The sequence below is a fragment of the Guptibacillus algicola genome, from assembly GCF_020171805.1.
Classification (GTDB): domain Bacteria; phylum Bacillota; class Bacilli; order Bacillales; family Guptibacillaceae; genus Guptibacillus; species Guptibacillus algicola.
The window spans coordinates 234,975-260,340 of record NZ_JAIVAF010000001.1 but is presented as its reverse complement, the minus strand read 5'-3'; the positions used below and the strand labels follow the sequence as shown (position 1 = coordinate 260,340).

The following is a 25,366-nucleotide window of genomic DNA, read 5'->3' as shown; positions in this document are numbered from 1 at the left end:
ACACAATAGGAGTAGGTTTTATTATGAGTTAAGCTAATAAAAGAGATTTAATTCCAACCACGTTCATATTGCTTAGGAGCTTCAAGTTCAACCCCTAGTTCAACTGCAGCTGTTCTTGGCCAGTAAGGATTACGAAGGAGCTCTCTTGCTAAGAAGACAAGATCTGCACGCTCGTTCTGAATAATCTCTTCAGCTTGAAGAGGATGAGTGATTAGTCCAACTGCGCCTGTAGCGATGGTAGCCCCTCTGCGGATTCGTTCTGCGTGAGTGACTTGATAGCCTGGATAAGCATTGATTTTCGCTGGAACGATTCCTCCTGTGCTACAGTCGACAAGATCAACTCCTTGTGTCTTCATTTCAGAAGCGAAGTAAATAAAGTCGTCGATCGTGTTCCCTTCTTCGTGGTACTCATCTGCAGAAATTCTTACGAATAACGGCCCGTCCCACACATTTTTTACGGAGTCGATTGTTTCTCTTAGAAACTTATATCGTTTTTCTCTTGTACCTCCGTATTCGTCGTTCCGATTATTCGTAAGAGGTGAAAGAAACTCACTAATTAAATAGCCGTGAGCTGCGTGCAGCTCAATCACATCGAATCCTGATTCTTTTGCTCGTCTAGCTCCCTCTTGGAATGCTGTGATCGTGTCTTGAATTTGTTCTTTCGTCATCTCTTCAGGTGTTTTCATCTTATCGTCGAAAGGAAGAGCGGATGGAGCAAGAATCGATCCATCTACCTTCGCTTTTCTACCAGCATGGGCAAGCTGAATGCCTACCTTAGCGCCTTGCTCTTTAGAAAGAGTAACAATATTCGTTAACCCTTCGATATGCTCGTCGCTCCAAATTCCTAAATCTTCAGGTGAAATACGCCCCTGCATCGTAACTGCAGCTGCTTCAGTGAAGATGAGTCCAACCTTCCCAACAGCTCGCGACGTATAATGCGTGTAATGAAAGTTTGTGGCTTTCCCATCCCTAGCTTCACAAGAATACATACACATAGGGCTCATCACAATTCTATTTGGAAACGTTACGTTTTTAATCGTATATGGCGTGAAAAGGGCTGCTGTCATCTTTGTCTTCTCTCCTTATATCGTTACATTAGTTAAAAGTATAGCATGCCTCTTACATGAAGACAGGTTTGACGCTTATCTTTTGATGAATTGCCAAATCGCTTTTAACCATGAGCGTCTTTCTTGAGGAATGTGCTCATTTTTCATAATCTTTAAAGCTAAGTCAGGTACATCCGTTATAATTCCGTCAGCTTCCCATTCTAGTAGCTGTTTAATAAGACGTTCATCATTTACTGTATAAGGTCTAACATTAATACCATGAGACTGAGATGCTTTTGTAAGTGAACGATCAACGGTTTTATATTGTGGATGAATTGCTTTTGCTTTTAGGTTTTTCGCATAGTCCCATGGCTCATGTAAGCTGGCTTTATAGATTGGAGCCGTTTCTACTTTTGACCAAAGTTTATGAACATCGACGAGTCGGTTGTGTTCAAAGCTTGAAATGACTGTATTTTTTTCGGATCGATGTTTTTTGATAAGGGGAATACTTTTCTCTGCTAGCTTTACATTCGTGTCACTATAATATTTCAGTTCTATGTTTAACCAAAGGTTAGGGTATTGATTCGCAAAGATCAGCACTTCTTCGAGCGAAGGAATCAATTCTCCTTTGAAAGAAGGAGAAAACCAGCTTCCTGCATCATGCTTTCTTAAATCAGAAAAAGGTGTTTCTGTAACAGTTCCTCTTCCGGAAGCCGTCCGTTTTAATGTTCGATCATGAATCACGACAGGGACATCGTCACTCGATAGCTGGATATCAAATTCGATTCCTCCAGCACCAAGTTCTACAGCCCGTTTGAATGCACTCATTGTATTTTCTGGGCATTGCCTGCTTGCGCCTCGATGAGCAAAGATAATAGTCATGTTTTCCTCCATTCTTGCTGGTCTTTTCAGGATCAGTATGTATAAAATATTATATACAGTTAAAATGTTTTAAAAAGTCTTTCGATTCTCATTTAACCTACCAAAAACGGGTTTCATTTGCAAAAGCTATAGAGAAGAAGGAGGGCATTCTAATGGGGAAATGGCAGACAAAAGAGACGCTATTGTACTTATTAACGAGACTAGTAGACCATCAAAGCGTTACCGGATCATATCCTGAAATAGCTCTTGCAGAGTATATTCACTTGCAGCTACAGGATTTAACGTACTTCAAAAAAAATCCCGATCAGCTTGCTCTTCACCCTACAAGTGATGGTCGTTTTTTTGTTACAGGTCTCGTGAAGAATAGCACATCGAACAAGACCGTCATCTTGATCAGTCATTTCGATGTTGTTGACGTGGAAGACTACGGACAATGGAAGAACCTTGCCTTCAGTCCTTATGATCTAACAGAAGAGTTTTATAAAAATAGCGATAAATTGCCACTAGATGTCCAAAACGACTTAGACCATGGTGAATGGTTGTTTGGACGAGGGGTTATGGATATGAAGTCGGGTCTTGCTCTTCAAATGAGTATGCTTGAGAAAGCCGCTCTTGGGGAATTTGATGGGAATATTCTCTTCCTTACTGTTCCAGATGAAGAGGCTAATTCAATCGGAATGATCGAGGCTGTGCCTATTCTTGTGGAGCTTGCAAAACAATATGACTTAGAATATACGGCTTGCTTGAATTCAGAACCGGTGTTCACTAAGTATCCGGGCGATCAAAATATGTACGTATATTCAGGTTCTATAGGGAAATTGCTACCTGGGTTCTTCTGTTATGGTCGAGAAACCCATGTTGGTGAACCTTTTTCTGGTTTGAATGCAAACTACATGGCAGCAGAAGTCACAAGAGAGTTAGAACTTAACCAGGACTTTTGTGAGATTGTGGAGGGTGAGGTTACGCCACCTCCAACGAATTTAATGCAGAAAGATTTGAAAGAAGAATACTCTGTACAAATCCCCCATGTTGGTGTCACTCTTTTTAACGTGCTTGGAATGGAGAGCAGTATAGAAGAGATGACAAATAAACTATTCAAGTCTGTTGAAAAAGCGGCTAAGCGAATCGAAGAACACTATATTGAACGAGCAAAAGCATTCTCAAAACTTCAGTCGTTTAAACCTGAACCCTTTCATGTGCGGGTTCTTTCTTATCATCAATTGTTGAAGAGGGCAGTAGAATTGTTTGGAGAGCCAGAGATTAAGAGGCGACAAGACTATATTATGGCAAATTACAAAGATCTTGGTGACCGAGATTTATCAACTAGGATGGTGTTTGACCTTGCATCTCTTTGTAAGGAAGATGGCCCGATGATCGTTCTTTTCTATAATCCACCTTTCTATCCTGCTGTTTCTTCTCGTAAGGATACGTTTATACAGGAAACGATCAAAGAGGTTATCTCATATAGTCAAAAGCAACACGGGGTGACGTTAAAGCACCAACACTATTTCCCGGGACTATCTGATCTTAGTTTCGTTGGTCTCGAACGAACAAAAGAGACGATTAAACCACTCAGTGACAATATGCCGTTGTTTGGACAATCATATAACCTCCCTTTGGAAGCTCTTGAACAATTAAAGGTGCCAGTAATGAACCTCGGACCAAAAGGAAAAGATGCTCATAAATGGACTGAGAGACTAGAATTAACCTATTCGTTTGGCACATTACTAGATATGCTGCCATTTACGATCAAACAATTGCTGAGGTAGGCGTACCTTTTCCTTGAAGGCGTTGAAGAACTGTTCTTTTGATGGACACATGGGCATACTGATTGAAAGAATGTGTGGCGTTGAAGAGAGGTGTGAAATGGTGGAGGAAACGACAATTGCCATTAAAGGTATGACGAGCTACCAGTGTCATTCTACAATTCGAAGTGCATTACTCGATCTTGCAGGAGTGTTTGCAGTTGAAATATACCTTGATGAAGAGAAAGGCGTCATTACGTATGATGAAAATAAGGTGTCGATCAACGAGCTAACTTCTTTGATTCAGAGAAAAGGATATGATGTTGAATAAGGCTTCTGAAGAGAATACGATTCTATACCAGCTGTTGTTTGGCTGGTTTTTTTGAGAGATAACATCTGCCTGCTGATTTTTATTTTAATGACCATTTTATGTCTTAAAATACGCAGGGGATTCATGTAAACTTAAAAGATGATGTTTCCAATTGTTACACTCGTCTAGTGGTTGTTTAAAGGAGATACCGTTATGGATATTATGTCTATTTTACTTGGAATTCTGTTTGTTCTTAACTTAGTGCTAGCAGCCGTCGTCATTTTTCTTGAACGAAAAGATGCAGGCGCAACGTGGGCTTGGTTAATGGTGTTGCTTTTTATTCCTCTTCTTGGATTTATCATGTACTTGATCTTCGGTCAGAACCTAAGTAGAAGAAGACTCTTTGATTGGGAGAACATTAAAAAAGTAGGAATTGAGGACCTTATTCAAGAGCAGGTTAGCGAAATCAAAGAAGGGATCTATCCTTTTCGAAATGAAGAAATCGCAAGACATAAGGATATTATCTATATGCATCTTGTAAACGATGATGCTGTTCTTACACAAGATAACGATATTACGATATATACAGACGGTGAGGAAAAGTTCGAAGCTGTCTTACAAGATATTGAGAATGCGAAAGATCATATTCATTTTCAATATTATATTTTCCAAAAAGATAATCTTGGTAGAAAGATTGTTCAGAAACTAACTGAAAAAGCACATGAAGGAGTTAAGGTGAGAGTCCTTTATGACGAAATGGGCTCACGAAAAACCAGGAAGCGTTTTTTCAGAGAATTGATTGAAGCTGGAGGAGAGGTTGTAGTGTTCTTTCCTTCTCGGATTCCGTACGTTAATACACGATTAAATTATCGCAATCATAGAAAACTCGTTATTATTGATGGTCGTGTAGGTTATGTAGGTGGATTTAACGTTGGAGATGAATATCTTGGTCTTAACAAGAAGTTTGGCTATTGGAGAGATACTCATCTTAGGATGGAAGGTAGTGCAACACTTGCGATGCAAACAAGGTTCCTGCTCGATTGGAATCATGCTGCTCGTAATAAGGTCGGGTATGAAGCACATTACTTTCCAGTTCTTCCGACAGTGGGTAACGCTGGGGTTCAAATTGTTAGCTGTGGACCTGACTCAGAATGGGAGCAAATCAAAAACGGTTATATAAAGCTAATATCATCAGCCAAACGAACGGTCTATATACAAACCCCATATTTTATTCCAGATGAGAGTTTGCTCGATGCGCTAAGGATTGCTGCCTTAAGCGGTGTTGATGTAAGACTGATGATCCCAAATAAGCCTGATCATATGTTTGTTTACTGGGCTACATACTCTTATGTAGGTGAATTGTTAAAAGCAGGAGCACGCATCTATATTTACCAAAACGGTTTTATTCATGCAAAAACGATTTCAGTAGATGGGGAAATATCATCTGTTGGCACAGCAAACATCGATGTAAGAAGTTTCAAGCTGAATTTTGAAGTTAATGCATTTATTTATAATGAAGATATTGCAAGACAACTTGAGAAAACGTTTGTAGATGATATGGAAAAAAGTGATGAATTGACGCAAGATGGGTATCACAATCGCTCAACTTGGATCAGATTCAAGGAATCTATATCGAGGTTACTATCACCAATTTTATAGGATGAGCATCTTATGAGAGGTCCGATTTTTTCGGTACCTCTCATTTAATTTTTAGAGCAAGTGAATGTCATGGAAAATTTAAATAATTCACTCTTAATAAAACATGGTCCCATCATGATATGTTAAAATGATTGGGAAGATAAGGAAAAAATAGAAGGGAGAGGCACGAATTGATAAAAAAGAACATAAAGAAGTCTCATGTGCCTTTTCGGTTAAATATACTTTTCCTCTGTGTTTTTTTATTGTTTTCTGCGCTAGTCCTACGACTAGGTGTCATTCAAATTGTTCAGGGTGAGGATTTTGAACGACTGACGGAACAAACAGAGAACGTGACGGCAAAATCATCTGCACCGAGAGGAAAAATGTTTGATCGCTACGGAAGAGTTCTGGTGGATAATGAGCCAACGTTTACCCTTACATATATTAGAACCCAAAACACGAAATCAAAGGAAAGACTTGAGGTAGCGAGAAAATTAGCGACCTTCATTGATGTCGACACGGACAAAGTGACCGAACGAGATCTGAAAGATTACTGGATCTTGACGAAGCCTGAGAAAGCAAAGGAAAAGCTCTCTGACAAAGAATGGAGTGAGCTTGAACCTAAAGCTGCTTACCAGCTACAGATTGACCGCATTAAAGAAGAGGATTTGAAGGAAATCTCTGATGATGGTGAAGAAATGAAGGTTGCAGCGATCAAGCGTCAGATGGACACAGGTTACGCGCTATCGTCCCAATCGATTAAAAAAGGTCTTACGAGAGAAGAAATTGCGACTGTAAGTGAACATCTGGATATCCTACCCGGAGTAGATATTCAGGCAGACGCTGAACGGATTTATCCTTATGGAGAATCACTCGAAACGATGTTTGGTAACCTTGGTCCAATACCAGAGGAGCAAATAAAAAAGTATACAATGAGAGGCTACGACCATAACGATCAGGTTGGAGTTAGCTATCTTGAAAAAGAATATGAAGAACTCTTAAAAGGCCAAAAAGCCAAAAAGAAATATATCACTGACAAATCAGGAAAGCCGATCGGTGAGCCGATTGTAACTCCTGGTAAGCGTGGGAATGATCTCGTTCTAACTGTAAATATCGATCTACAGCAGGAGTTAGAATCAATTCTTGCAGAGAAGCTGAGCTCGGCCAGAGCTAAAGGTAATCCACATGCAGATCGTGCTTATGCGATAGCGATGGATCCTTCAACGGGAGACATCCTCGCATTCGGAGGGACAAAGTATAGCGCCTCAAATAACAAGTACATCGAATACTCGTACGGGACACTTTCTGAAGCGTATGAGATGGGATCATCCGTCAAGGGAGCTTCTGTTTTGACTGGGTATGAGACCGGAGTTATTGGTCATGGAACAATATTGTATGATGCTCCAATAAGAATTCCAGATACTAAAGATAAAGCTTCTTATAAGAATATGGGAAATGTAAATGATTTGACAGCACTTAAGCTGTCTTCAAACGTATACATGTTCCGCATCGCAATGATGATTGCGGGATATGACTATCAGCCAAATACGGCTGGAATTCCTTGGGATCGCGGTGCTTATGACACGGTCAGATACAACTTTAATCAGTTTGGGCTTGGAAAGAAAACAGGTATCGATATGCCGATCGAAACGTCTGGAATCAACGGTGGATATAATGTTCTTGGTAAACTGATGGACTTGATGATTGGACAGTTCGATACGTATACGCCCCTACAAATGGCGCAGTACGTCTCAACGATCGCGAACGGCGGAAAGAGAATACAACCGCATTTCTTGAAAGAAGTTCATGAGCCTTCCAATGTGAATGGACTATCAAATATCATCGTAGACCAATTCGATACGAATGTATTGAACACACTGCAGATGAGTAGCAACGATATTGAGAGAGTAAAAAGTGGGATGAGACTAGTAACTAGTGCTAGCGGAGGAACTGCTGCAAATTACTTTAACGGTACATCTTACACCCATGCGGGTAAAACAGGGACAGCTCAGGTGAAAAAAGATCGTTATAATTTATCGTTCGTAGGGTTTGCGCCATACGATAATCCTGAAATTGCGATTTCAGTAATCGTCCCAAACATGAATGATGACGGTAATACTGTGAACAAAGAAATAGCGCGAGAGCTTTTAGATGCTTATTTTGATCTAAAAGATAAGCCAAAACCCTCTTCACCCGTAAACAGTGAAGAAGAGGAAGAGGCTTCATAACGAAAAGAAAACCTCACCAATGTTGGTGAGGTTCTTTTTTATATAATTCCTAATGCATCCAGCATAACAGCAAGAATCAATATGGGAGCTCCAAACCGAATAAGGAAATACCATGTTTCAAACAAGCCTTTTTTCAGTCCACCGCCGAGCTGTAGTTCTTCGTACAAAGCGGTCTTTTTCATCTTAAGTGGAACGAATAGAGCGATTAATAGCGAGCCAAGTGGGAGTAATATGTTACTGACAGTATAATCAGCAAGGTCGAAGATGGTCTTTTCAAATAAAGTGATATCTGCTAAAACACCATACGAAAGAGCTGAAGGAATGCCGACTACAAAGATGGCAAGTCCGATAATCCACGCCCACTTCTTACGTTTTTCTAAATCTCCCTTAGAAATGACCGATACGATAATCTCAAGCATCGAAAAGGCAGAGGTGAGTGCTGCAAATAAGAATAGTACTAGAAATGCAATGAAAAACAGCATGCCGAATGGAAGTTGGCTGAATACCGTTGGTAATACATTAAATAACAGAACAGGACCTGCGCCAGGTTCAAGGCCAAATGAAAAAACAGCTGGAAAAATAGCTAGACCTGCTAGTAGCACAATCAAAATATTTAGAGAGACGATCGATATTGCTGAGCGTGGTAAACTTTGCGTTTTCGGTAAATACGAGCTGTACGTCACCATGACAGACACCCCGACGCTCAGTGTGAAGAACGACTGTCCCATCGCTTCTAAAATCGTTTGAGATGTGACTTTTGAAAAATCTGGCTGCAGAAGAAATGTGATCCCTTCCATTGCGCCGTCCAGGGTGATGGCTCTGATCACTAAAATAGTGAACAGGATGAAAAGTGCTGGCATCATAATCTTACTCGCCTTTTCAATCCCTTTTTCAACCCCTCGTGATACAACAAGTATCGTCATCAATAGAAAGAGAAGTTGTACACCGACACTTATAAAAGGATTTGCGATGGTCGATCCAAAAACTCCCATATATTCATCTGATGAAAGTCCATACATTTGACCAGTAACTGCTTTGTAGAGGTAAACGATAATCCATCCACCTACTACACTATAAAAGGACAGAAGTATGAAAGAGGTAATCATCCCTAGAATACCAACGCGGTACCATTTTGATTTTGGTGCAATGGTCTTATAGGAATCTACTGCATTATTTTGAGCAGTTCGACCAATAGAAAACTCTGCAAGTAGAAGCGGTAACCCAAGTATTAAAGTAAATAAGATAAAGATAAGAAAGAATGCGCCACCCCCGTTTTGACCTGCGGTATAAGGGAATTTCCATATTGCTCCTAGTCCGATTGCAGAACCTGCAGCTGCTAAAATAAATCCTAATCTTGAGGACCATTGTTCCTTTTGACTCATACTATTTCTCCTTTCATTCATGACCGTTGAAGTTTACGTAACATACAAAATAAAAAATCGTCCCTACGGATTACGTAGGGACGATTGTATCGCGGTACCACCCTGGTTGTGAGCATTAACTCACCACTTTGTATGTGTAACGATCTTCACCGTCTTTTGCAGAAGCAAAAGAAGCTCCAGAAATGAAATTCACCAGTCCTTTTTGCACCGATTCTCACCAGCCATCGGCTCTCTTTAACAGGGAAAGGGAGGTTACTTAGTTTCCTTCAAAGCAGTTCCATGTATAGTTAGTTATACAATTTTTATCATGAACAAAGTACCATGTCAATCATGTGTTTATTTTACGTAACGAAGGTTACGCTACTCGTCTTTCTTTTCGTTCTTGTTTTCTTCTTCAAAATGAGCATCTACTGGGCCTTTTTGTTTCTTATCCTTTTTCTTTCGTTTAATATTTTGTAGGATCTTTTTGTAGTTCAACGAGAAAACCTTTGGCTCATAATGCTCAGATGCTCGTATATCTTCTGAAGATGCTCTCATAAATGACCATGCAAGCATAATCATTATGAAGAGCAGTGGAAACCCTCCAACGATACTTGCTGTTTGGAGTGTACCTAGGCCACCGATAAACATTAACGTTAATGGCATCAAACATAGTGCAAATGCCCAGAACAGCCTGTTCCATCGGATTGGTTCGTCTTCAACTTCCTTCTGAACAACTGAAGCAAGGATATAAGAACTTGAATCAAATGTCGTTGCAAGGAATATGATCGCAAGGATTGTGAAGATGAAAATCATTAACCATGATAGCGGAAGTTGTCCGATGGTTTCAATGATTGCTCTAGGAGCACCCTGGTCGTTCAAAACCCCAATAACATCAAACTTCCCGGTAAGCTGCATATGAAGTCCATAGTTCCCGAGAATTCCAAAGAACAGTATGCTTCCAAATGATCCATACGCAATCGTACCAAGAATCATTTGTCTGATCGAACGACCTCTTGAGATCTTAGCTACAAATAGTCCGACGAACGGTGCGTATACGAGCCACCATGCCCAGTAGAAAACGGTCCAACTCTCAGGAAAGCCCGTTTTCTCGTATGGGCCAAGTGTGTTGTATGGCTCGGTCCAGGTACTCATATGGAAAAAGTTATCCATTAAGAGTCCAATGCTGTTCGTAGCCGTTTCAACCATGAAACGAGTTGGTCCAAATATCAGAACAAATAGAAGGAGAAAGATTGAAAGGATTAAGTTCAAATCCGAAAGTACTTTGATTCCTTTTCTTAGACCAGAATAAGCACTAATAGCAAAGATCAATGTTACTAAAACGAGAATCCCTGTTTTTAGAACCATATTAACTGGTACACCAGTCAGTACATTGATACCTTCTGCGATCATAGGGGTACCTAGTGCGAGCGTTGTACCTGCTCCACCTAATAAACCAAACATAAATAACACATCAATGATTGTCCCCAGGGGACCGTCAGCAAGTTTTCCAATTAGAGGTCTTGTTGCTTCACTAATTTTTAAGACTGGTTTTTTCCTTACATAATAGAAATAAGCAATCGGCAAGGCTGGTAACGTATAGATCGACCATGCGATAGGTCCCCAGTGGAAGATGCCATATGTACTTGCCCAAAGAATAGCATCTTTTGTGCCTGGTTCAAGACCAAATGGAGGCCCCTGGTAATAATAAGCCCATTCAATCGTTCCCCAGTAGAGAATACTAGAACCGATCCCAGCGCAAAACAGCATTCCTGCCCAGGAGAAATTGTTAAACTCAGGGCGTTCGTCTGCATCTCCTAGCCTAACACGACCATTTTCACTAAAAGCCACATAGATGAGGAAGAAGAATATACCGAGTCCTACTAACAAATAGAGTACGCCGAATCTTGTTGTGATGAATGTATTAGCTTTGTCTACAATGACTTTTCCTGCTTCGGGAAAAAGAACAAGTGGAACGACAACTACTAGCAATAAGAATAATGCACCTATAAACGTAGACCAATCGATTAAACGTTTATTCATTTAAGTTAACTCCTTTGCAATAGCTTGTGAGGTCTTAGTTTTAGTTAACTCTAAGTTTTTATACCTGTGTAAAAAAGAGCGATGAAAAAGCATAACGTAATTTGTTATGATAAAAGGTAAATGTGTAATTGTCTGATAGAGGGTGAGTACAATAGAGCGGTTTACAGAAGACGTTGTGAAGATTATTAAAAACATACCAGCTGGAAGAGTGATGACATACGGTCAAATTGCGAAACTTGCAGGAAGTCCGCGAGGTGCGAGGCAGGTTGTTCGTATTCTTCATTCGATGAGCAAGAAGCATAATTTACCTTGGCATCGCGTCATCAATGCGAAAGGGGAGATCGGGTTAAAAGAAGAAGAGGGAGTTTTTATTCAGAAGATGGCCTTAGAAGAAGAAGGAGTCGCGTTCATAAAGAACAATAAGATAGACTTACATAAATACCGATATACGCCAGATGTAAAAGATGACTTCAATTAGAAGTCACCTTACAGTGTACTATTATTCAAGAATATTTTTTCACCCTTATTTTGGGTGAAGATTAATCGTTATGTTACAAAAAATGACTACCTAATCGATTAGGTAGTCATTTGAACACTAGCTTAAATTATCTGCTGTTTTCAATACAAGAGATCAATCGATCTTCAATATCGAGACCGATACCTTTGAGTTGGTCATCTCCTGTTAAATCTAGAAGCGTTGTAGGCCTTGGCATACCGATCTTTGTTAACCCTTTATCCTCATAAACTACAATTTTACATGGAAGAAAATAGCCAACAAGTTTATCTTCTTTTAAAACACGATCTGCTTCTTTAGGATTGCAAACTTCTAATACACGATAAGGCGTATTGAAGTCCATCCCTTTTTCCTGTAATTTTGCAGTTAAATCAAAGTCCCATAATACACCAAAACTTTCTTCTTTTAATGATTCGCTCAAATCCTCAACAGCTTTATCCATTGTTTTAGTTGTCTCTACAGTATAGTGAAAACCCATGATAAAATCTCCCTTCTAAACGTTTCTCATCCACTCTTTGTATACCCTGCAATGTATAAATTAAACTGATTTCTCTCTCTTGTTGGTCTAAAATGTTTCAACAGATTATTGAAATATACGAATTTAAGTATTTGTTCGTAAGAGGGGAGTCGTACTGCAGTCCTTACCATTTAGTAGGAGGGAATATCGCTGACTCCTGCGGAATAACGGGCGATCGAGACCCCGGAATGGTTTTTATGAGGAGGCTCGGGCGTTCGTCCGCGAAAGCAGTGATATTCATCGACTACGGTAGTGAGAGAAGATGAGCTGGGGATTTAACAAACGAAAGGCAGACAAATTTCGTCTGCCTTTGGTTATTTATTCATTTTAAACGCAGCATTGAGCTGGCCGCGAATCATTTCATCTCTGATTTTATCTTTATCTTTTTTCTTATCTTTTTTGTACATTTTCTTTATTTCATATGTTTGCATGCCATCTTCAATCTGATTTGCAATATCCATTAACTTTTCTACATCGTTAAAGGAGAACTTTCTCGTACCTCCCCCAGATCGTTCTGGTAGAATGAGGCCTCTTTCTTCGTAGTACCGAATTTTACGGAGTGATAATCCGGTAAGCTCACTTACTGATCCGATTGGCAGGACTTTTTTTTCTTTATAAGACACGTTCACTCACTCCCAAAATCAAATTCATATATTAACACCTGCAACATATACTAATGAAATCTTAAGTGTATTCTTGTAATCTCCTAATAGTATAGCATAAGTAACCAACCGTGATTAGGAGAATGGTAGAATATCTAACATAGCATATGTTGTGGTTTGAGAAGTGTGTCAGGAAAGGTCCCATAAATGTTGTGGAATAAGAAAAGTAGTGCGAGAATAGATTTGTGCAAACGGTTGTATTAACCCTGTAAAGGAGGTCGTATTGTGAGTGGTGAACGAACAGTTTATTTAACAGAGAAGGTAACATTGGTATTTCTGATGGACTTTGTAAGGGCTGCAAACAATCTTTCAAGCTATGTCCTCGTTGAAAAAGAAGGAACAAAGTTAAATGCGAAAAGCTTGTTAAGTATGAGTGCTCTAAAAGGGTATAGTGGGAAGATTTCCATAATAGCGAGTGGTGTGGATAGTAAAGAAGCATTAGAGATATTAAGAAATCATTGTAGTACTGCACATAGAAGATCCGTATAACGTAATTTTTTTTATAGATTATTGTAAGCGTTTACAAATTATGTGAGCCTCACTACTGTTAAGTGAGAGCTATGGTATTAGTTTTTTCTTGCTTTAATGAGTTGGTGTCCCAGTTCTTCTGAGCGTCTTCTCGCACCTGTAATACTTTCAAGGACTGCTTCATCAAACTTATAGTCTTTTAGAATGGATAGTCCGGCCTGTGTCGTGCCACCTGGACTTGTGACTTTTTCTCTAAGTAGAGAAGGTGATTGGTTTGTTTTGCTTAGCATCATGGCTGCACCTGTCATCGTTTGAATGATTAACTCACGAGCGGTCTCCTTATCCAGGCCGTTCATGTTTGCTGCTTTTTCCATACATTCGACCATATAATAAAAGTAAGCAGGGCCGCTTCCAGATAATCCAGTCACTGTGTCTAACTGCTCTTCAGGAACATGAACGACTGTACCGATCGTTCTGAATAGACGTTCTGCAAATGCTAACTGATCGTTACGAGTGTAACGTCCAGTAGTGATAGCTGTCGCAGATAATCCGATTGCTGCAGATGTGTTTGGCATCGATCGAACAACTGGCGTTTCTGACTCAATACATTCTTCAATAAAAGTTGTGGAGATGCCCGCTATTACGGAAATGATAAGATGCTCTTTCGTAATATGGGGCTTCAAATTAAGTAGCGCTTCTTCGGCATCTTTTGGTTTCATAGCCAGTATGATCACCTCTGATTGAGAGGAGATTTCTTGATAGCTAGTCGTGATTTCCACGCTGTACTTAGTTTGTAATTCTTTCAGTCTCTGTTTGTTGATACGGTTTAAAAGTGTAATATGTTCTGGTGAGACAAATGATTGTGCAATCATCCCTTCAACCATAGATTCAGCCATGGAACCAGCGCCGAGAAACCCAACGTTAACGTTATCCATTCTACTCACCCTCCATATAAAACGCCCACTCATCCTAATAGTAAAGGACGAATGGGCGTTATCCGTGGTACCACCTTCATTTGGCACCTCAAAAGAGATCCCCTTGAAATCCCTTTAACGGGGGAAGCGGCTGTGTTTGCACAGCGAGCTCATGGGTAGGTTCAAAGCTGGCAGTAATAAGGAATCTTTCAGCCGGTGAATTCCTCTCTCTGAAAATTGCCTCCGCTTCTACTAATCCCAATCAAAGCTAAACTGGATCTCATCTATAGTTTTACATAGTATGCAATGACACTGGAAAATTGTCAACATATTTATTTGAATTTTCTGACCTGTGTTATTCTAGAATAATGACAAAAGGTGGAATGAGGAGTAAAATGGAATGAAGAAAGTAAAATAAAGGTGGCGGATTTATGACGGTTACGATGGCAAACAAACTACTTCCAATCACAGTACCAACTCCGTTTAAGGTTGGGCCTGTAAATTGTTTCTTAATTAAAGGTGAAGTGATCACCCTGGTGGACACTGGACCACGTACAGCGGAGGCGGAAGAAGCGCTCGTTTCTCAGTTGCGTGAGTATGGGCTGTCTCTTGAAGATGTTGAGCAGATCGTTCTTACTCATCATCACCCTGATCATATGGGACTCGCAGGGCAGATGAGCAAAGCAGGTAAAAAAGTACTTGGTCATTGGAAGAATGATCGTTGGCTAGAAATGACTGACGCGTTCTTAGAGGATCACGAATCCTTTATGAAGATAATTTATTCTGAAGCAGGGGTGCCTGAGGAATACTTAAAGCATGTGAATGATGTAGAGGGCTATTTATCTTTTGCAGATCGTACGACGTGTGACGTGCACCTATTGGATGGTGATGCAGTTCCTGGTTGCTCGGGATGGACGGTTATCGAAACACCAGGTCATGCGCAAAGCCATATCTCTCTCTACCACGAGAGCTCGGGAATCATGATTGCTGGAGATCACCTCATTAAAAACATTTCTTCAAATCCTATTTTAGAGCCTCCATATGTAAAAGGTGCTGACCGCCCAAGACCTCTGTTGCAACAAAGAGACTCATATAAGAAAACGTTGGAGATAAAGCCTTCATTCGTATACACAGGTCACGGCGAGCCTATCGATAACATTGAAGACTTAATAAAAGAACGTCTGATTCAGCAGGAAGCACGAGCGAAAAAGGTGGCTATGATGATTAAGGAAGAGCCGATGACCGCTTTTGAGGTTTGTCAGAAGCTGTTTCCAGGTATTTATAAGAAGGAGATTGGATTAACGCTTTCTGAAACGATCGGTCAATTAGACTACCTCGAATCTGAAGGAGTTATAGCCAGAAAAAAGCAGCAAGAGAACATTCTATATACACAACGGTTAGGAGAGAGTTATGAAGAATATGAAGGATAAAGTAATACTTATTACCGGGGCTTCAAGTGGAATTGGCCGTCAACTTGCATTAGATTTAGCCAAACAAGGTGCTAGGCTTATTCTTGTGGCGCGAACTGAAGCTAATTTAATTCAGTTAAAGAATCATATCGAATCTGAAGGAGGGTATACGCCTGCAGTATGGCCGATAGACGTAGGAAATGGAAGTCATGTAGATGAACTTCTTCCTCGTTTGTTAGAAGAAATGCCCCATGTAGACATCCTGATCAATAACGCAGGTTTTGGGAAATTCAATAACTTTGCGGACGCCGATATGAAAGAAATAGAAGCGATGTTCGATGTGAATGTGATCGGGTTAATGCGTTTTACTTCACATGTACTGCCTAGCATGATGGAAGCAGGGAGAGGTCTTATCATCAATGTGGCATCTCAGGCAGGCAAGATTGCTACTCCGAAATCTGCAGCGTATTCTGCTACAAAACACGCAGTACTCGGTTTCTCGAATAGCCTTCGACTCGAAATGAAGCCATATGGAATTAGCGTGATGACTGTTAATCCCGGTCCAATTAAGACAAATTTCTTTGAGGTTGCAGACAGTAGTGGAAATTACACAAAGAACGTAGAGAAAATGATGCTTACACCTGAAAAAGTGTCAGGCGAAATCATCTCAGCAATTAAAAAAGGGAAGCGAGAAGTGAATCTTCCTGGTTGGATGAATGCAGGAGCAAAAGTTTATCATGCAGCGCCCGGTTTGATCGAAAAAGTGGGCGGTCGTTTCTTTAATCAAAAATAGTTTAATTAAAAATAAGCGAGCATCCTATAGAATCCGGATGCTCGCTTTCTTTATCTCATCACACTACCACCTGATATTTTCAATGATTCTCCAATAATGTTATCAGAAGCATTCGAGAGAAGGTACACGATACTATTCGCTACTTCTTCTGGTTGCGTAATTCTTCCTGATGGCAGTGCTTTCTCGACAGCTTGTAATTCTTCTTCAAAGCTTTTGTTTTCTCTTTTACCTTTCGCTTCGATACTATTTCTTCCCATTTCAGTATCAACGAAGCCCGGGCAGACTGCGTTGACGCGAATGCCGTGCTGAATCGCTTCATGAGCAAACGACTGTGTGAAGCCAGTGATTGCGAATTTTGATGCGCTGTAAGCTGTACCTCCGAACGTCCCACGAAGACCGGAAAGAGAAGAGAGGTTAACGATCGCGCCTTTTTGATCATCGCTTCGCATTTTGTTGTAGACGAGCTGTGTAAGCAATACTGTCGCCGTATAATTAAGTTCCATCACATTTCGTAAATCTTCTTCTTTCAAAGCATCCAGCGTATCTCCGCCACCAATGCCTGCTGAATTAACAAGACCGGTTATCGGTCCGTTTTCTTCTACAGCACCCTCAACAAGTTTTGAACGATCATTTTCATTTGTAAGATCAGCAGGAATGATAGCTACCTGTGCATCTTTTGCTAGTTTCAAACATGCTTCTTTGAGTTCTGTCAGCTTTTCTTCATTTCTGCCTGTTATCGTGATGGATGCCCCCGCCTGTACGGCAGCCTTTGCAGTTTCGTAACCAATTCCGCCTGTTGCTCCAGTTATAATAACGTGCTGGTGTTTTAATGCATCTTTATTGAAAATTCCCATTTTAGTACCTCCTGACATTTTCTACCTTACTCATTCCCGCTCCTTTTAACGTGAAACATTAAAACACGCAGCTCCTAGAGAAAGAACTGCGTGTAAGTGATAAAGTTATTGTACGCCTACTGCGTCAAATGCCTTATTAACAGATTCTACTTCTGCACTACTTGCACCATATAGATCTGTAGCTGCCTGTACAGCTGAAGAACGCATATGGCTAAAGTTAGAAGAAGCTGTTAGATATTGCGTTAAGGTACGATAGTAGATTGCACCTAGCTTGTCTTTTCCAATACCTGAAACTGTCACACCATAGAACGTGCCGCCTTCACTTAAGAGATACGCAGCTTTGTTCATAATACCGCTATTGATATGAACGCCACCATTATCCTGCGTACCGGTGTAGCGCTCGGAGTAGTGAGCTGGATCTCCAAATTGAGTTGGATCAGACATAGAGCGAAGAGCATCCCCAGCGGTTCCTGGTGTATAGATGTCTTCACCAATGAGCCAGTCAGGATTGTTGTTGTCATGGAACTCAACTAGGGTTCCGAAAACATCGGACATTGATTCGTTCAGCGCTCCAGATTCATTTTGATAAATGAGATCAGCTGTCGTATCTGTTACCGCGTGAGTAAGTTCATGTGCGACCACATCTTCTCCACCTGAAAGGGCAACGAATGTAGAGCCATCACCGTCTCCGTAAACCATTTGACTTCCGTTCCAAAATGCATTGTTATAATCTCGTCCGTAGTGTACTGTCGATTCTAATGGTGCTCCGTTGCCATCATAACTATCTCTGTTGAATACTTCTTTATAATAATCATAAGTAGCGCTCGCATAGTAATGTGCATCTACTGCTGCGCCATCGTAACTAGCATGAAATTCATTATCCGAGTCAGACCACAGTGACCCAGGCAACTTTTGGCGGTTTGATGCATCATAAGTAAAGACGCCGCCACCTCTTGTTGTGTCCTTCAAATAGTAAGTAGAAGAGGAGAGGAGTGTATTAAATGACTTAGTGTCTCCGAGGACACCAGTACCAGTTCCAGTCGTAATCGTTCCAGTAACGTCAGATCCACCACCAGGCTTACCTACTCCTTCTTTTTTCGCTTCGTGAATCGCGTTAAAACTCGTTAGGATCTCTCCAGTTACTGCATCTACAACATAATTCCAGTTTCCTGGCTCCGGTGATAAGAAATTCAGAGTTACGTGATACGCATAGCTTGCAGAATCCCCTTGTGGATACACGACGAGAGTCGATTCTGGCTTTTGCTCATAATCAGGGGTAAAACCAAGGTCCGCTTCAGCTTTCTTTATAGCATCCTGCTTTTTAAATTTTGTTTCCTTTTTAAGTTCTTTCTTAGAGCCGAGATCTCCAATGACTTTACCTGATACAGCCGTCAAGACGCCATCTTTATTAACGTGAACGGTTTGAGTCGACCCATAAACAGGCGTTCCTTTATGTAACTGTTGAAGACGAAATACTGTGAAGCCAAGCTGATCTTTATCAGTTGATAAGATTTCAAAAGATTGCTCCGCTGTAGCGCCACTGAAGTTATAATAGCTTTTATTTTCATTTAAGTAATCAAACAACACTTCACTTGGATTCTTTGAAGAGGCCTTCGTTAATTGCCCTGAGACAAATGAGGGTGTTCCTTTGTCGTTATGTAAGTTTGTTGCAAGTGATCCAGAAGGAGCTAACATACTTCCTACCAGACCTGCTGATAATCCTAGTGCTAATAAGTTTTTCTTCTTCATGTAAATCCTCCTTATATCAGATGAGAAAACTTTAACACAAAATATACAATATTCAAACAAATTAGATAATTATGATAATTAATACCTACTTTGTTCATTACCAATCATTTCGTTAGTACTGCAAATGAAAAGGCACCCATGACCAAAGTCATGGGTGCTGCTTGTGAGTGAATGTTAGTTAACACCTACTGCATCAAATGCTTTTTTAACGGATTGTACTTCTGCACTGCTCGCGCCATATAAATCTGTCGCGGCTTGTACAGCGGATGAACGCATATGGCTGAAGTTTGATAGTGGCGTTAGATATTGTGTTAACGTTCGATAGTAAATCTCTCCTAGCTTGTCTTTACCTATCCCAGAAACCGTCACACCGTGGAAAGTCCCACCTTCGCTGAGAAGGTAAGCAGCTTTGTTCATGATACCACTGTTGATATGAACACCGCCGTTATCTTGTAGACCAATATAACGTTCAGAGTAATGAGCAGGGTCACCGAATTGCGTTGGATCAGACATTGAGCGAAGCGCATCACCTGATGTGCCTGGCGTGTAGATATCTTCTCCCACTAACCAGTCCGGGTTGTTATTATCATGAAATTCAACGAGTGTTCCGAATACATCTGACATCGATTCATTTAATGCTCCTGATTCAAACATGTAGACAAGCTCTGCTGTTGTATCCGTTACTGCATGCGTTAGTTCGTGCGCAACCACGTCTTCCGCTCCTGATAGAGAGATGAAAGTGGAACCATCTCCGTCTCCATAAACCATCTGACTGCCATTCCAAAATGCATTGTTGTAGTTCTCACCATAATGAACAGTGGACTCGAGCGGTGCACCATTTCCATCATAGCTGTCTCGGTTAAACTTTTCTTTATAGTAGTCATACGTTGCACTTGCATAATAATGTGCGTCAACAGCAGCTGCATCATAGCTTGCGTGGAACTTATTATCTGCATCGGCCCATAGCTTGCCAGGCAGATTTGTTTGATTTGCCGCGTCGTATGTGAAGATACCACCGCCTCGTGTATTGTCCTGTAAGTAATACGTAGAAGAAGAGAGGAGTGTGTTAAAGGTTTTGGTGTCACCTAGTACGCCAGTTCCTGCTCCTTCAGTAGTCGTTCCGGTCACTTCGTGAATGGCATTAAAACCTGTAATGATATCTCCCGTTACAGCATCCACAATATAATGCCAGTTTCCAGGCTCCGGTGAAAGAAAGTTTAGCGTAACGTGATACGCATAGCTAGCAGAATTGCCTTGTGGGTATACCACTAGCGTTGATTCTGGCTTTTTTTCATAATTTGGTTTGAAACCAAGTGCTGTTTCTGCTTTCTTGATCGCATCCTGTCTTTTGAATTTAGTTTCCTTTTTTAGTTCTTTCTTTGAACCGAGTGAAGTAAGACCTGAAACTACATTTCCCGAAAAAGCCGTCAACACTCCGTCTTTATTAACATGGGCGGTTTGACTAGAGGCATAAACCGGGATACCTTTATGTAATTGCTGAAGGCGAAAGACTGTGAATCCAAGCTCATCCTTTTCACTCGATACTATCTCGAATGATTGCTGAGCCGTAGCACCACTGAAATTATAAGAGCTTTTGTTTTCGTTTAAGTAATCAAATAAAACTTCACCTGGTTTTTTGGATGATTTCTTAGTTAGATCTCCTGATACAAGTGATGGTGCTTCTTTAGCCTTATGTAAGTTTGCTGCAAGTGATTCAGAAGGAGCTAACATACTTCCTACCAGACCTGCTGATAACCCAAGTGCTAATACACTTTTCTTTTTCATGTAAATCCTCCTTTATTAGATGAGAAAACCTTAACACAAAAAATATAATATTCTAACAAATTGGATAATTTTGATAATTAATACCTATTTTGTCGGAGGGAGGAATAGTGCATTAGCACTGATTAAATAAACACCGGGGGATTAAAGTCCCGTGTGTTACTACCTTCTCATTTCTTCGTAGCAGCCGAGCATCAAACAAATATTCCTCCGTTGGAAGAAAGTACTTATTGATATGCGAACGTATATTCGGGTAAAATACGGGTATAGATATAGAGAACTAGTGTTCTTGTTTTGGTAAAAAGAGTGAAAAGGGGTGGTAGAGATGGATTATTCGAAGTTTGAAAAGAAAACCATTTTGTGTGTCGATATGAAGAGTTTTTATGCGAGTTGCTCGGCAGTCGAGATGGGACTGGATCCTTTAACGTGCTATCTTGCTGTGGTAGGTGATACAGAACGTCAAGGTAGCGTTGTTTTAGCGGCTTCACCTGCATTAAAAAGAGACTTTGATATACGAACTGGAAATAGGCTCTTTGAAATTCCAAATGATTCTCGCATTCATATCGTAAATGCAAGGATGTCCTCTTATTTAAAACAATCGATGGAGATCACGAGGCTCTTTCATCGGTATGTTCCAAAAGAATGCATTCACACGTATAGCGTGGACGAATCTTTTCTTCAAATCGATGGGACGGAACGTCTCTGGGGAGGACGTTTTGAGGCAGCTAATAAGATTAGGAAAGAGATCAGTGAAACATTTGGTCTACCCTGTGCCATTGGAATTGGGCCAAATATGTTGATGGCAAAGCTTTGCCTTGATTTAGAGGCGAAGAAGTATGGAGTTGCTGAGTGGACGTACGATGACATTCCTAAAAAGGTTTGGTCTATCTCGCCCCTTAGTAAAATGTGGGGGATCGGCCCGCGTCTTGAGCGGACCCTCAATCGAATGGGGATTATGAATGTCGAGCAGTTGGCAAAATACCCTTTGCATCTTCTTGAACAAAAATTCGGGGTGATGGGAAACCAGCTTTATCATCACGCCTGGGGAGTGGACCTTTCTGAAATTGGAGCTCCGATTATGCAAGGGCAAGTCAGCTTTGGGAAAAGCCAGATCCTACTAAGAGATTATCATGAACAAAAAGAAGTCAAACACGTGATTTTAGAAATGAGCGAAGAGGTAGCGAGACGCGCGAGAAGAGCAGGAAAAGCCGGGCGTACGATTAGTCTTGGAATTGGCTACAGTAAAGACGAAGGAGGCGGAGGCTTTCATAGGTCGAGAAGTATCGACAGTCCGACTTCGATCACACTTGAAATTTACGACGTATGCTTGCAGCTCTTTCAGGAATTTTATACAGGGAGAACGGTCAGGAAAATATCGATCGCTCTTTCGAATATTTGTGAAGATGAAGAAGTGCAGCTGGACCTTTTCAATATGAAACGACCAAAGCAACGAGACCTTGGCTATGTTATGGATTCGATAAGAGAAAAATACGGGTCTGATGCTCTGCTCCGAGCTGTTTCCTACACGGAGGCTGGTACAGCATTGCATCGAAGCAAACTTGTCGGAGGCCACAAAGCATAGGAAGGAGTTGAGCTACAGTGATTCGTGATCGAGGAAATATCAAATGGACTTCAATGATGCTGCCAGAGCATGTTAAAGAACTGAGAGAATGGAAAGAGGAAGACGGGAAAAACCAAAAACCTGAGCTCGATGAACAGAAAATGGAGGAAATGAACGACGTTATATGCGAAGCGATGGCATTTCATCGCCCTCTTACTTTTCACTACTTCCAAAAGGGTATGACTAATGTAGTGAAAGGATATGTTCATTATATCGACCAACTCAATATGGAATTACGAATTGTTGATATGAATGAGAGGAGACAGAACATCTCTTTTGAGAGCCTCGTTCATGTGGGAGAAGAGTAGCGGTGGCTGGTAACACTCTCCAAAATAGAACACGTTTTTCCTTAGCAAAAAGGGGTAAAATACGTACAAACTATCATACGGAGTGAAATGTAAGATGCTGCCTGTTCAGAATCTCAAACATTATAAGGAAAACATTAAAGGAATTGATATTCATTATGAATATCATAAGAATGACGTTACTTCTGATCGTCCTGTTTTAACGTTACTACATGGATTTTTGTCCTCAACGTTCAGTTACCGAAGGCTCATCCCTTTGCTTTCGAAGCACTACACGGTTGTAGCCATCGATCTCCCCCCGTTTGGAAGAACTGAAAAATCCAGTACTTTTGTTCATTCGTATCAAAACTTCGCAGAAGTAGTGATCGAACTGCTTGAGCGGTTAAGTATTGACGAGACCGTTATGATTGGTCATTCGATGGGGGGACAAGTGGCACTGAGAGCCTCAGGCTTGAATGGAGACCTTGTTAAGAAAAATATCCTGCTTTGTAGTTCTGGCTATCTAGAAAAGGCCAAACAGAGTCTTGTGTACTCATCTTATTTGCCTTTTTTCTCAATGTATTTAAAACGCTGGCTTTCACGTAAGGGAGCGAAAGGGAATCTAATAAATTGTGTGTATGATCCCGAGTTGATCGATGAAGAAATGGTGGATGGGTATATTCAGCCTTTCTTTAATGAGGGGATTTTCCGCTCACTTGTACGGATGATTCGAGACCGAGAAGGAGATCTTTCGGAAGAAGAGTTAAGGACTATCGAAACTCCGAGTTTATTGATATGGGGCGAACATGATAAAGTTGTACCGCTACAGATTGGGAAACGATTAGCGAAGGATCTTCCAAATTCAGAGTTGATCGTATATGAAAAGACAGGTCATTTGCTTCCTGAAGAGCAGCCGCATTCCATATTAAGAGATATCCAAACATTTATTCAAAGGTAGCTAGCTTGTAGCACATTGTTAAACGACACGATTCGACTTAATTATTGACGAAATAGAATAAGGCGTGATAAACTTCATAACACTAATAATCGAATAGTTCTTATCAAGAGAAGTGGAGGGAACTGGCCCTGTGAAGCTTCAGCAACCTCTGTTAATCAGAAAGGTGCTGCTTCCAGCAAGAGAAATCTTGAGAGATAAGAGTGAAAGCCCTCTTCTCTTGAAGTGGGCTTTTTTTGATTGCTACAAATTATATAAACAAGGAGTAAGTGTAATGGAAAAAGAAATAAAAGGGAATGGCTTTGCGCTGATTCCACTTGGGATATTTATTTTGCTTTTTATCGGAACAGCAGTTGTAACGAAAGATTTTTATAGCATGCCTGTTGTGCTTGCTTCATTGATTGCAGCAGGAGTAGCGCTCGCAATGAATCGAAAAGAAAACTTCATGAAAAAAGTAGAAGTTTTTTGCCGAGGAGCTGGAAACTCCAATATTATTTTAATGATTTTGGTCTTTTTATTAGCAGGAGCCTTTGCTGAAACGGCGAAAAAAATAGGGGCTGTAGATTCGATCGTAAATCTGGGCATCTCTCTATTGCCAGCAAGTCTTCTCGTTGTTGGCTTGTTTTTGATCGGTTGTTTTATATCGATATCGATGGGGACATCGATGGGGACCATTGTAGCGTTGGCCCCGATTGGGATTGGAATTGCAGAGCAGACGGGTATTTCGGTTGCTCTTACACTATCTGCCGTTATTGGCGGAGCAATGTTTGGAGATAACCTTTCCATGATATCGGATACGACGATTGCAGCTGTTCGAACACAAAACACAAAGATGAAAGACAAATTTAAGGTGAACTTTTTCATCGTACTGCCTGCTGCCATTATTACTGCTATCATTTATGGATTTTTAACGATGGGAGAAAAGGCAGCAATCGATGGCGGGAAATCATTTGAGTTTATTACCGTGTTACCTTATCTTGGGGTATTAATAGCAGCCATAGTAGGAGTCAATGTGCTAATAGTGCTCGTTAGCGGAACGTTGTTTGCAGGGGTGGTAGGCCTATTCAACGGTACGTTTGGTGTGAGCGGCCTCGTTTCTACAGTAACTGATGGAATCAAAGGCATGGAAGACCTTGCTATGATTGCGTTGATTATAGGGGGAATGATCGAAGTAATCCGATACAATGGGGGCGTTCAGTACGTTCTTGATAAAATCCTTAATCGAGTGAAATCACGAAAAGGAGCAGAGTTCGGTATCGCCGGACTTGCAACGATCCTTGATTTATCCACGGCTAATAATACGATATCCATTATCATGGGTGGACCACTAGCGAAGAACATTTCTCTGGAATATCACGTAGATGCTAGAAAATCTGCAAGTATCCTGGATATCTTTTCTGGAAGTGTTCAAGGAATGTTGCCATATGGAGCACAGTTGTTAGCGGCAGCTGGCCTAGCTTCAATTTCGCCCTTAGCACTCATCCCTTATTCCATCTATCCGTTATTAACGGCAGTAGCGGGAATTATTGCAATCAGCATCAATTATCCTTCATTTCGAAAAGAAACCACAGTAGAAGAATAAAAGAAACCA

At 40.8% G+C, this 25,366-nt stretch carries 22 protein-coding genes, 1 riboswitch and 1 other annotated feature; of the genes, 12 read left to right on the top strand and 10 right to left on the bottom strand.

All coding sequences use genetic code 11. The features are described from left to right. Positions 1-47 precede the first annotated feature (47 nt). Positions 48-1,067 (bottom strand): NADPH dehydrogenase NamA, encoded by a 1,020-nt coding sequence (gene namA, locus LCM09_RS01425; protein ID WP_224878257.1) that lies wholly within the window; start codon positions 1,065-1,067, stop codon positions 48-50. Positions 1,068-1,142: 75 nt separating this feature from the next. Continuing rightward, entirely contained in the window at positions 1,143-1,928 is a 786-nt protein-coding gene (locus tag LCM09_RS01420; RefSeq protein WP_224878255.1) for a glycerophosphodiester phosphodiesterase, read from the bottom strand. A 152-nt stretch (positions 1,929-2,080) separates the two neighbouring features. Here LCM09_RS01420 and LCM09_RS01415 point away from each other — a divergent pair, with 152 nt between their 5' ends. The 4 genes from LCM09_RS01415 (at position 2,081) to LCM09_RS01400 (ending at position 7,849) form a co-directional block, all read left to right on the top strand. After that, positions 2,081-3,697: a M20/M25/M40 family metallo-hydrolase gene (locus tag LCM09_RS01415; RefSeq protein ID WP_224878253.1), complete on the top strand. Its 1,617-nt coding sequence runs from the start codon at positions 2,081-2,083 to the stop codon at positions 3,695-3,697. Between the two features lie 49 nt (positions 3,698-3,746). Continuing rightward, complete coding sequence (locus LCM09_RS01410; protein WP_224878251.1) at positions 3,747-4,004, top strand: heavy-metal-associated domain-containing protein; 258 nt, start codon at positions 3,747-3,749, stop codon at positions 4,002-4,004. Positions 4,005-4,196: 192 nt separating this feature from the next. Continuing rightward, on the top strand, positions 4,197-5,642 hold the full coding sequence (gene cls, locus LCM09_RS01405) for a cardiolipin synthase (RefSeq protein WP_224878248.1): 1,446 nt from the start codon (positions 4,197-4,199) through the stop codon (positions 5,640-5,642). A 170-nt stretch (positions 5,643-5,812) separates the two neighbouring features. Beyond that, a complete protein-coding gene (locus tag LCM09_RS01400; protein ID WP_224878246.1) occupies positions 5,813-7,849 on the top strand; it encodes a peptidoglycan D,D-transpeptidase FtsI family protein in 2,037 nt (678 codons plus the stop codon). 38 nt (positions 7,850-7,887) lie between these two features. On the opposite strand, the gene LCM09_RS01395 is transcribed toward LCM09_RS01400, so the two are convergent. Then, positions 7,888-9,231 (bottom strand): sodium-dependent transporter, encoded by a 1,344-nt coding sequence (locus LCM09_RS01395; protein WP_224878243.1) that lies wholly within the window; start codon positions 9,229-9,231, stop codon positions 7,888-7,890. A 73-nt stretch (positions 9,232-9,304) separates the two neighbouring features. Further along, positions 9,305-9,510, bottom strand: a binding site (T-box leader). An 81-nt stretch (positions 9,511-9,591) separates the two neighbouring features. Beyond that, a complete protein-coding gene (locus LCM09_RS01390; protein ID WP_224878241.1) occupies positions 9,592-11,253 on the bottom strand; it encodes a BCCT family transporter in 1,662 nt (553 codons plus the stop codon). A 151-nt stretch (positions 11,254-11,404) separates the two neighbouring features. Here LCM09_RS01390 and LCM09_RS01385 point away from each other — a divergent pair, with 151 nt between their 5' ends. Then, positions 11,405-11,731: an MGMT family protein gene (locus LCM09_RS01385; RefSeq protein ID WP_224880033.1), complete on the top strand. Its 327-nt coding sequence runs from the start codon at positions 11,405-11,407 to the stop codon at positions 11,729-11,731. 127 nt (positions 11,732-11,858) lie between these two features. On the opposite strand, the gene LCM09_RS01380 is transcribed toward LCM09_RS01385, so the two are convergent. Together LCM09_RS01380 and LCM09_RS01375 are read right to left on the bottom strand one after the other, a co-directional pair. Further along, complete coding sequence (locus tag LCM09_RS01380; protein WP_224878239.1) at positions 11,859-12,245, bottom strand: DUF302 domain-containing protein; 387 nt, start codon at positions 12,243-12,245, stop codon at positions 11,859-11,861. A 353-nt stretch (positions 12,246-12,598) separates the two neighbouring features. After that, positions 12,599-12,907: a MerR family transcriptional regulator gene (locus tag LCM09_RS01375; RefSeq protein ID WP_318246477.1), complete on the bottom strand. Its 309-nt coding sequence runs from the start codon at positions 12,905-12,907 to the stop codon at positions 12,599-12,601. A 264-nt stretch (positions 12,908-13,171) separates the two neighbouring features. On the opposite strand from LCM09_RS01375, the gene LCM09_RS01370 reads away from it, so the two are divergent. Further along, on the top strand, positions 13,172-13,435 hold the full coding sequence (locus LCM09_RS01370; protein WP_224878235.1) for an HPr family phosphocarrier protein: 264 nt from the start codon (positions 13,172-13,174) through the stop codon (positions 13,433-13,435). Between the two features lie 77 nt (positions 13,436-13,512). On the opposite strand, the gene proC is transcribed toward LCM09_RS01370, so the two are convergent. Next, positions 13,513-14,349, bottom strand: a complete 837-nt coding sequence (gene proC, locus LCM09_RS01365) for a pyrroline-5-carboxylate reductase (protein WP_224878233.1) — start codon at positions 14,347-14,349, stop codon at positions 13,513-13,515. Between the two features lie 410 nt (positions 14,350-14,759). On the opposite strand from proC, the gene LCM09_RS01360 reads away from it, so the two are divergent. Together LCM09_RS01360 and LCM09_RS01355 are read left to right on the top strand one after the other, a co-directional pair. Beyond that, on the top strand, positions 14,760-15,758 hold the full coding sequence (locus tag LCM09_RS01360; protein ID WP_224878230.1) for an MBL fold metallo-hydrolase: 999 nt from the start codon (positions 14,760-14,762) through the stop codon (positions 15,756-15,758). Next, complete coding sequence (locus LCM09_RS01355; RefSeq protein ID WP_224878228.1) at positions 15,739-16,530, top strand: SDR family NAD(P)-dependent oxidoreductase; 792 nt, start codon at positions 15,739-15,741, stop codon at positions 16,528-16,530. The genes LCM09_RS01360 and LCM09_RS01355 overlap by 20 nt, the downstream gene beginning before the upstream one ends. Positions 16,531-16,580: 50 nt before the next feature. Here the strand turns inward: LCM09_RS01355 and LCM09_RS01350 are convergent, their stop codons facing one another. The 3 genes from LCM09_RS01350 to LCM09_RS01340 form a co-directional block, all read right to left on the bottom strand. Further along, on the bottom strand, positions 16,581-17,384 hold the full coding sequence (locus tag LCM09_RS01350; RefSeq protein ID WP_224878226.1) for an SDR family NAD(P)-dependent oxidoreductase: 804 nt from the start codon (positions 17,382-17,384) through the stop codon (positions 16,581-16,583). Positions 17,385-17,489: 105 nt separating this feature from the next. Continuing rightward, positions 17,490-19,133 carry a M4 family metallopeptidase gene (locus LCM09_RS01345; protein WP_224878224.1) on the bottom strand — a complete coding sequence of 548 codons (1,644 nt, stop codon included), beginning with the start codon at positions 19,131-19,133 and terminating at the stop codon, positions 17,490-17,492. Positions 19,134-19,307: 174 nt separating this feature from the next. Continuing rightward, positions 19,308-20,918 carry a M4 family metallopeptidase gene (locus tag LCM09_RS01340; protein ID WP_224878222.1) on the bottom strand — a complete coding sequence of 537 codons (1,611 nt, stop codon included), beginning with the start codon at positions 20,916-20,918 and terminating at the stop codon, positions 19,308-19,310. 322 nt (positions 20,919-21,240) lie between these two features. Between LCM09_RS01340 and LCM09_RS01335 the strand changes: the two genes are divergently transcribed. The 4 genes from LCM09_RS01335 (at position 21,241) to LCM09_RS01320 (ending at position 25,357) form a co-directional block, all read left to right on the top strand. Next, entirely contained in the window at positions 21,241-22,497 is a 1,257-nt protein-coding gene (locus LCM09_RS01335; RefSeq protein ID WP_224878220.1) for a Y-family DNA polymerase, read from the top strand. A 17-nt stretch (positions 22,498-22,514) separates the two neighbouring features. Continuing rightward, on the top strand, positions 22,515-22,844 hold the full coding sequence (locus LCM09_RS01330) for a YolD-like family protein (protein WP_224878218.1): 330 nt from the start codon (positions 22,515-22,517) through the stop codon (positions 22,842-22,844). 94 nt (positions 22,845-22,938) lie between these two features. After that, positions 22,939-23,778, top strand: coding sequence for an alpha/beta fold hydrolase (locus tag LCM09_RS01325; RefSeq protein WP_224880031.1), 840 nt, complete (start codon positions 22,939-22,941; stop codon positions 23,776-23,778). 97 nt (positions 23,779-23,875) lie between these two features. Further along, positions 23,876-23,979: riboswitch (SAM riboswitch) on the top strand. 16 nt (positions 23,980-23,995) lie between these two features. Beyond that, a complete protein-coding gene (locus LCM09_RS01320; protein WP_224880028.1) occupies positions 23,996-25,357 on the top strand; it encodes a Na+/H+ antiporter NhaC family protein in 1,362 nt (453 codons plus the stop codon). Positions 25,358-25,366 lie beyond the last annotated feature (9 nt).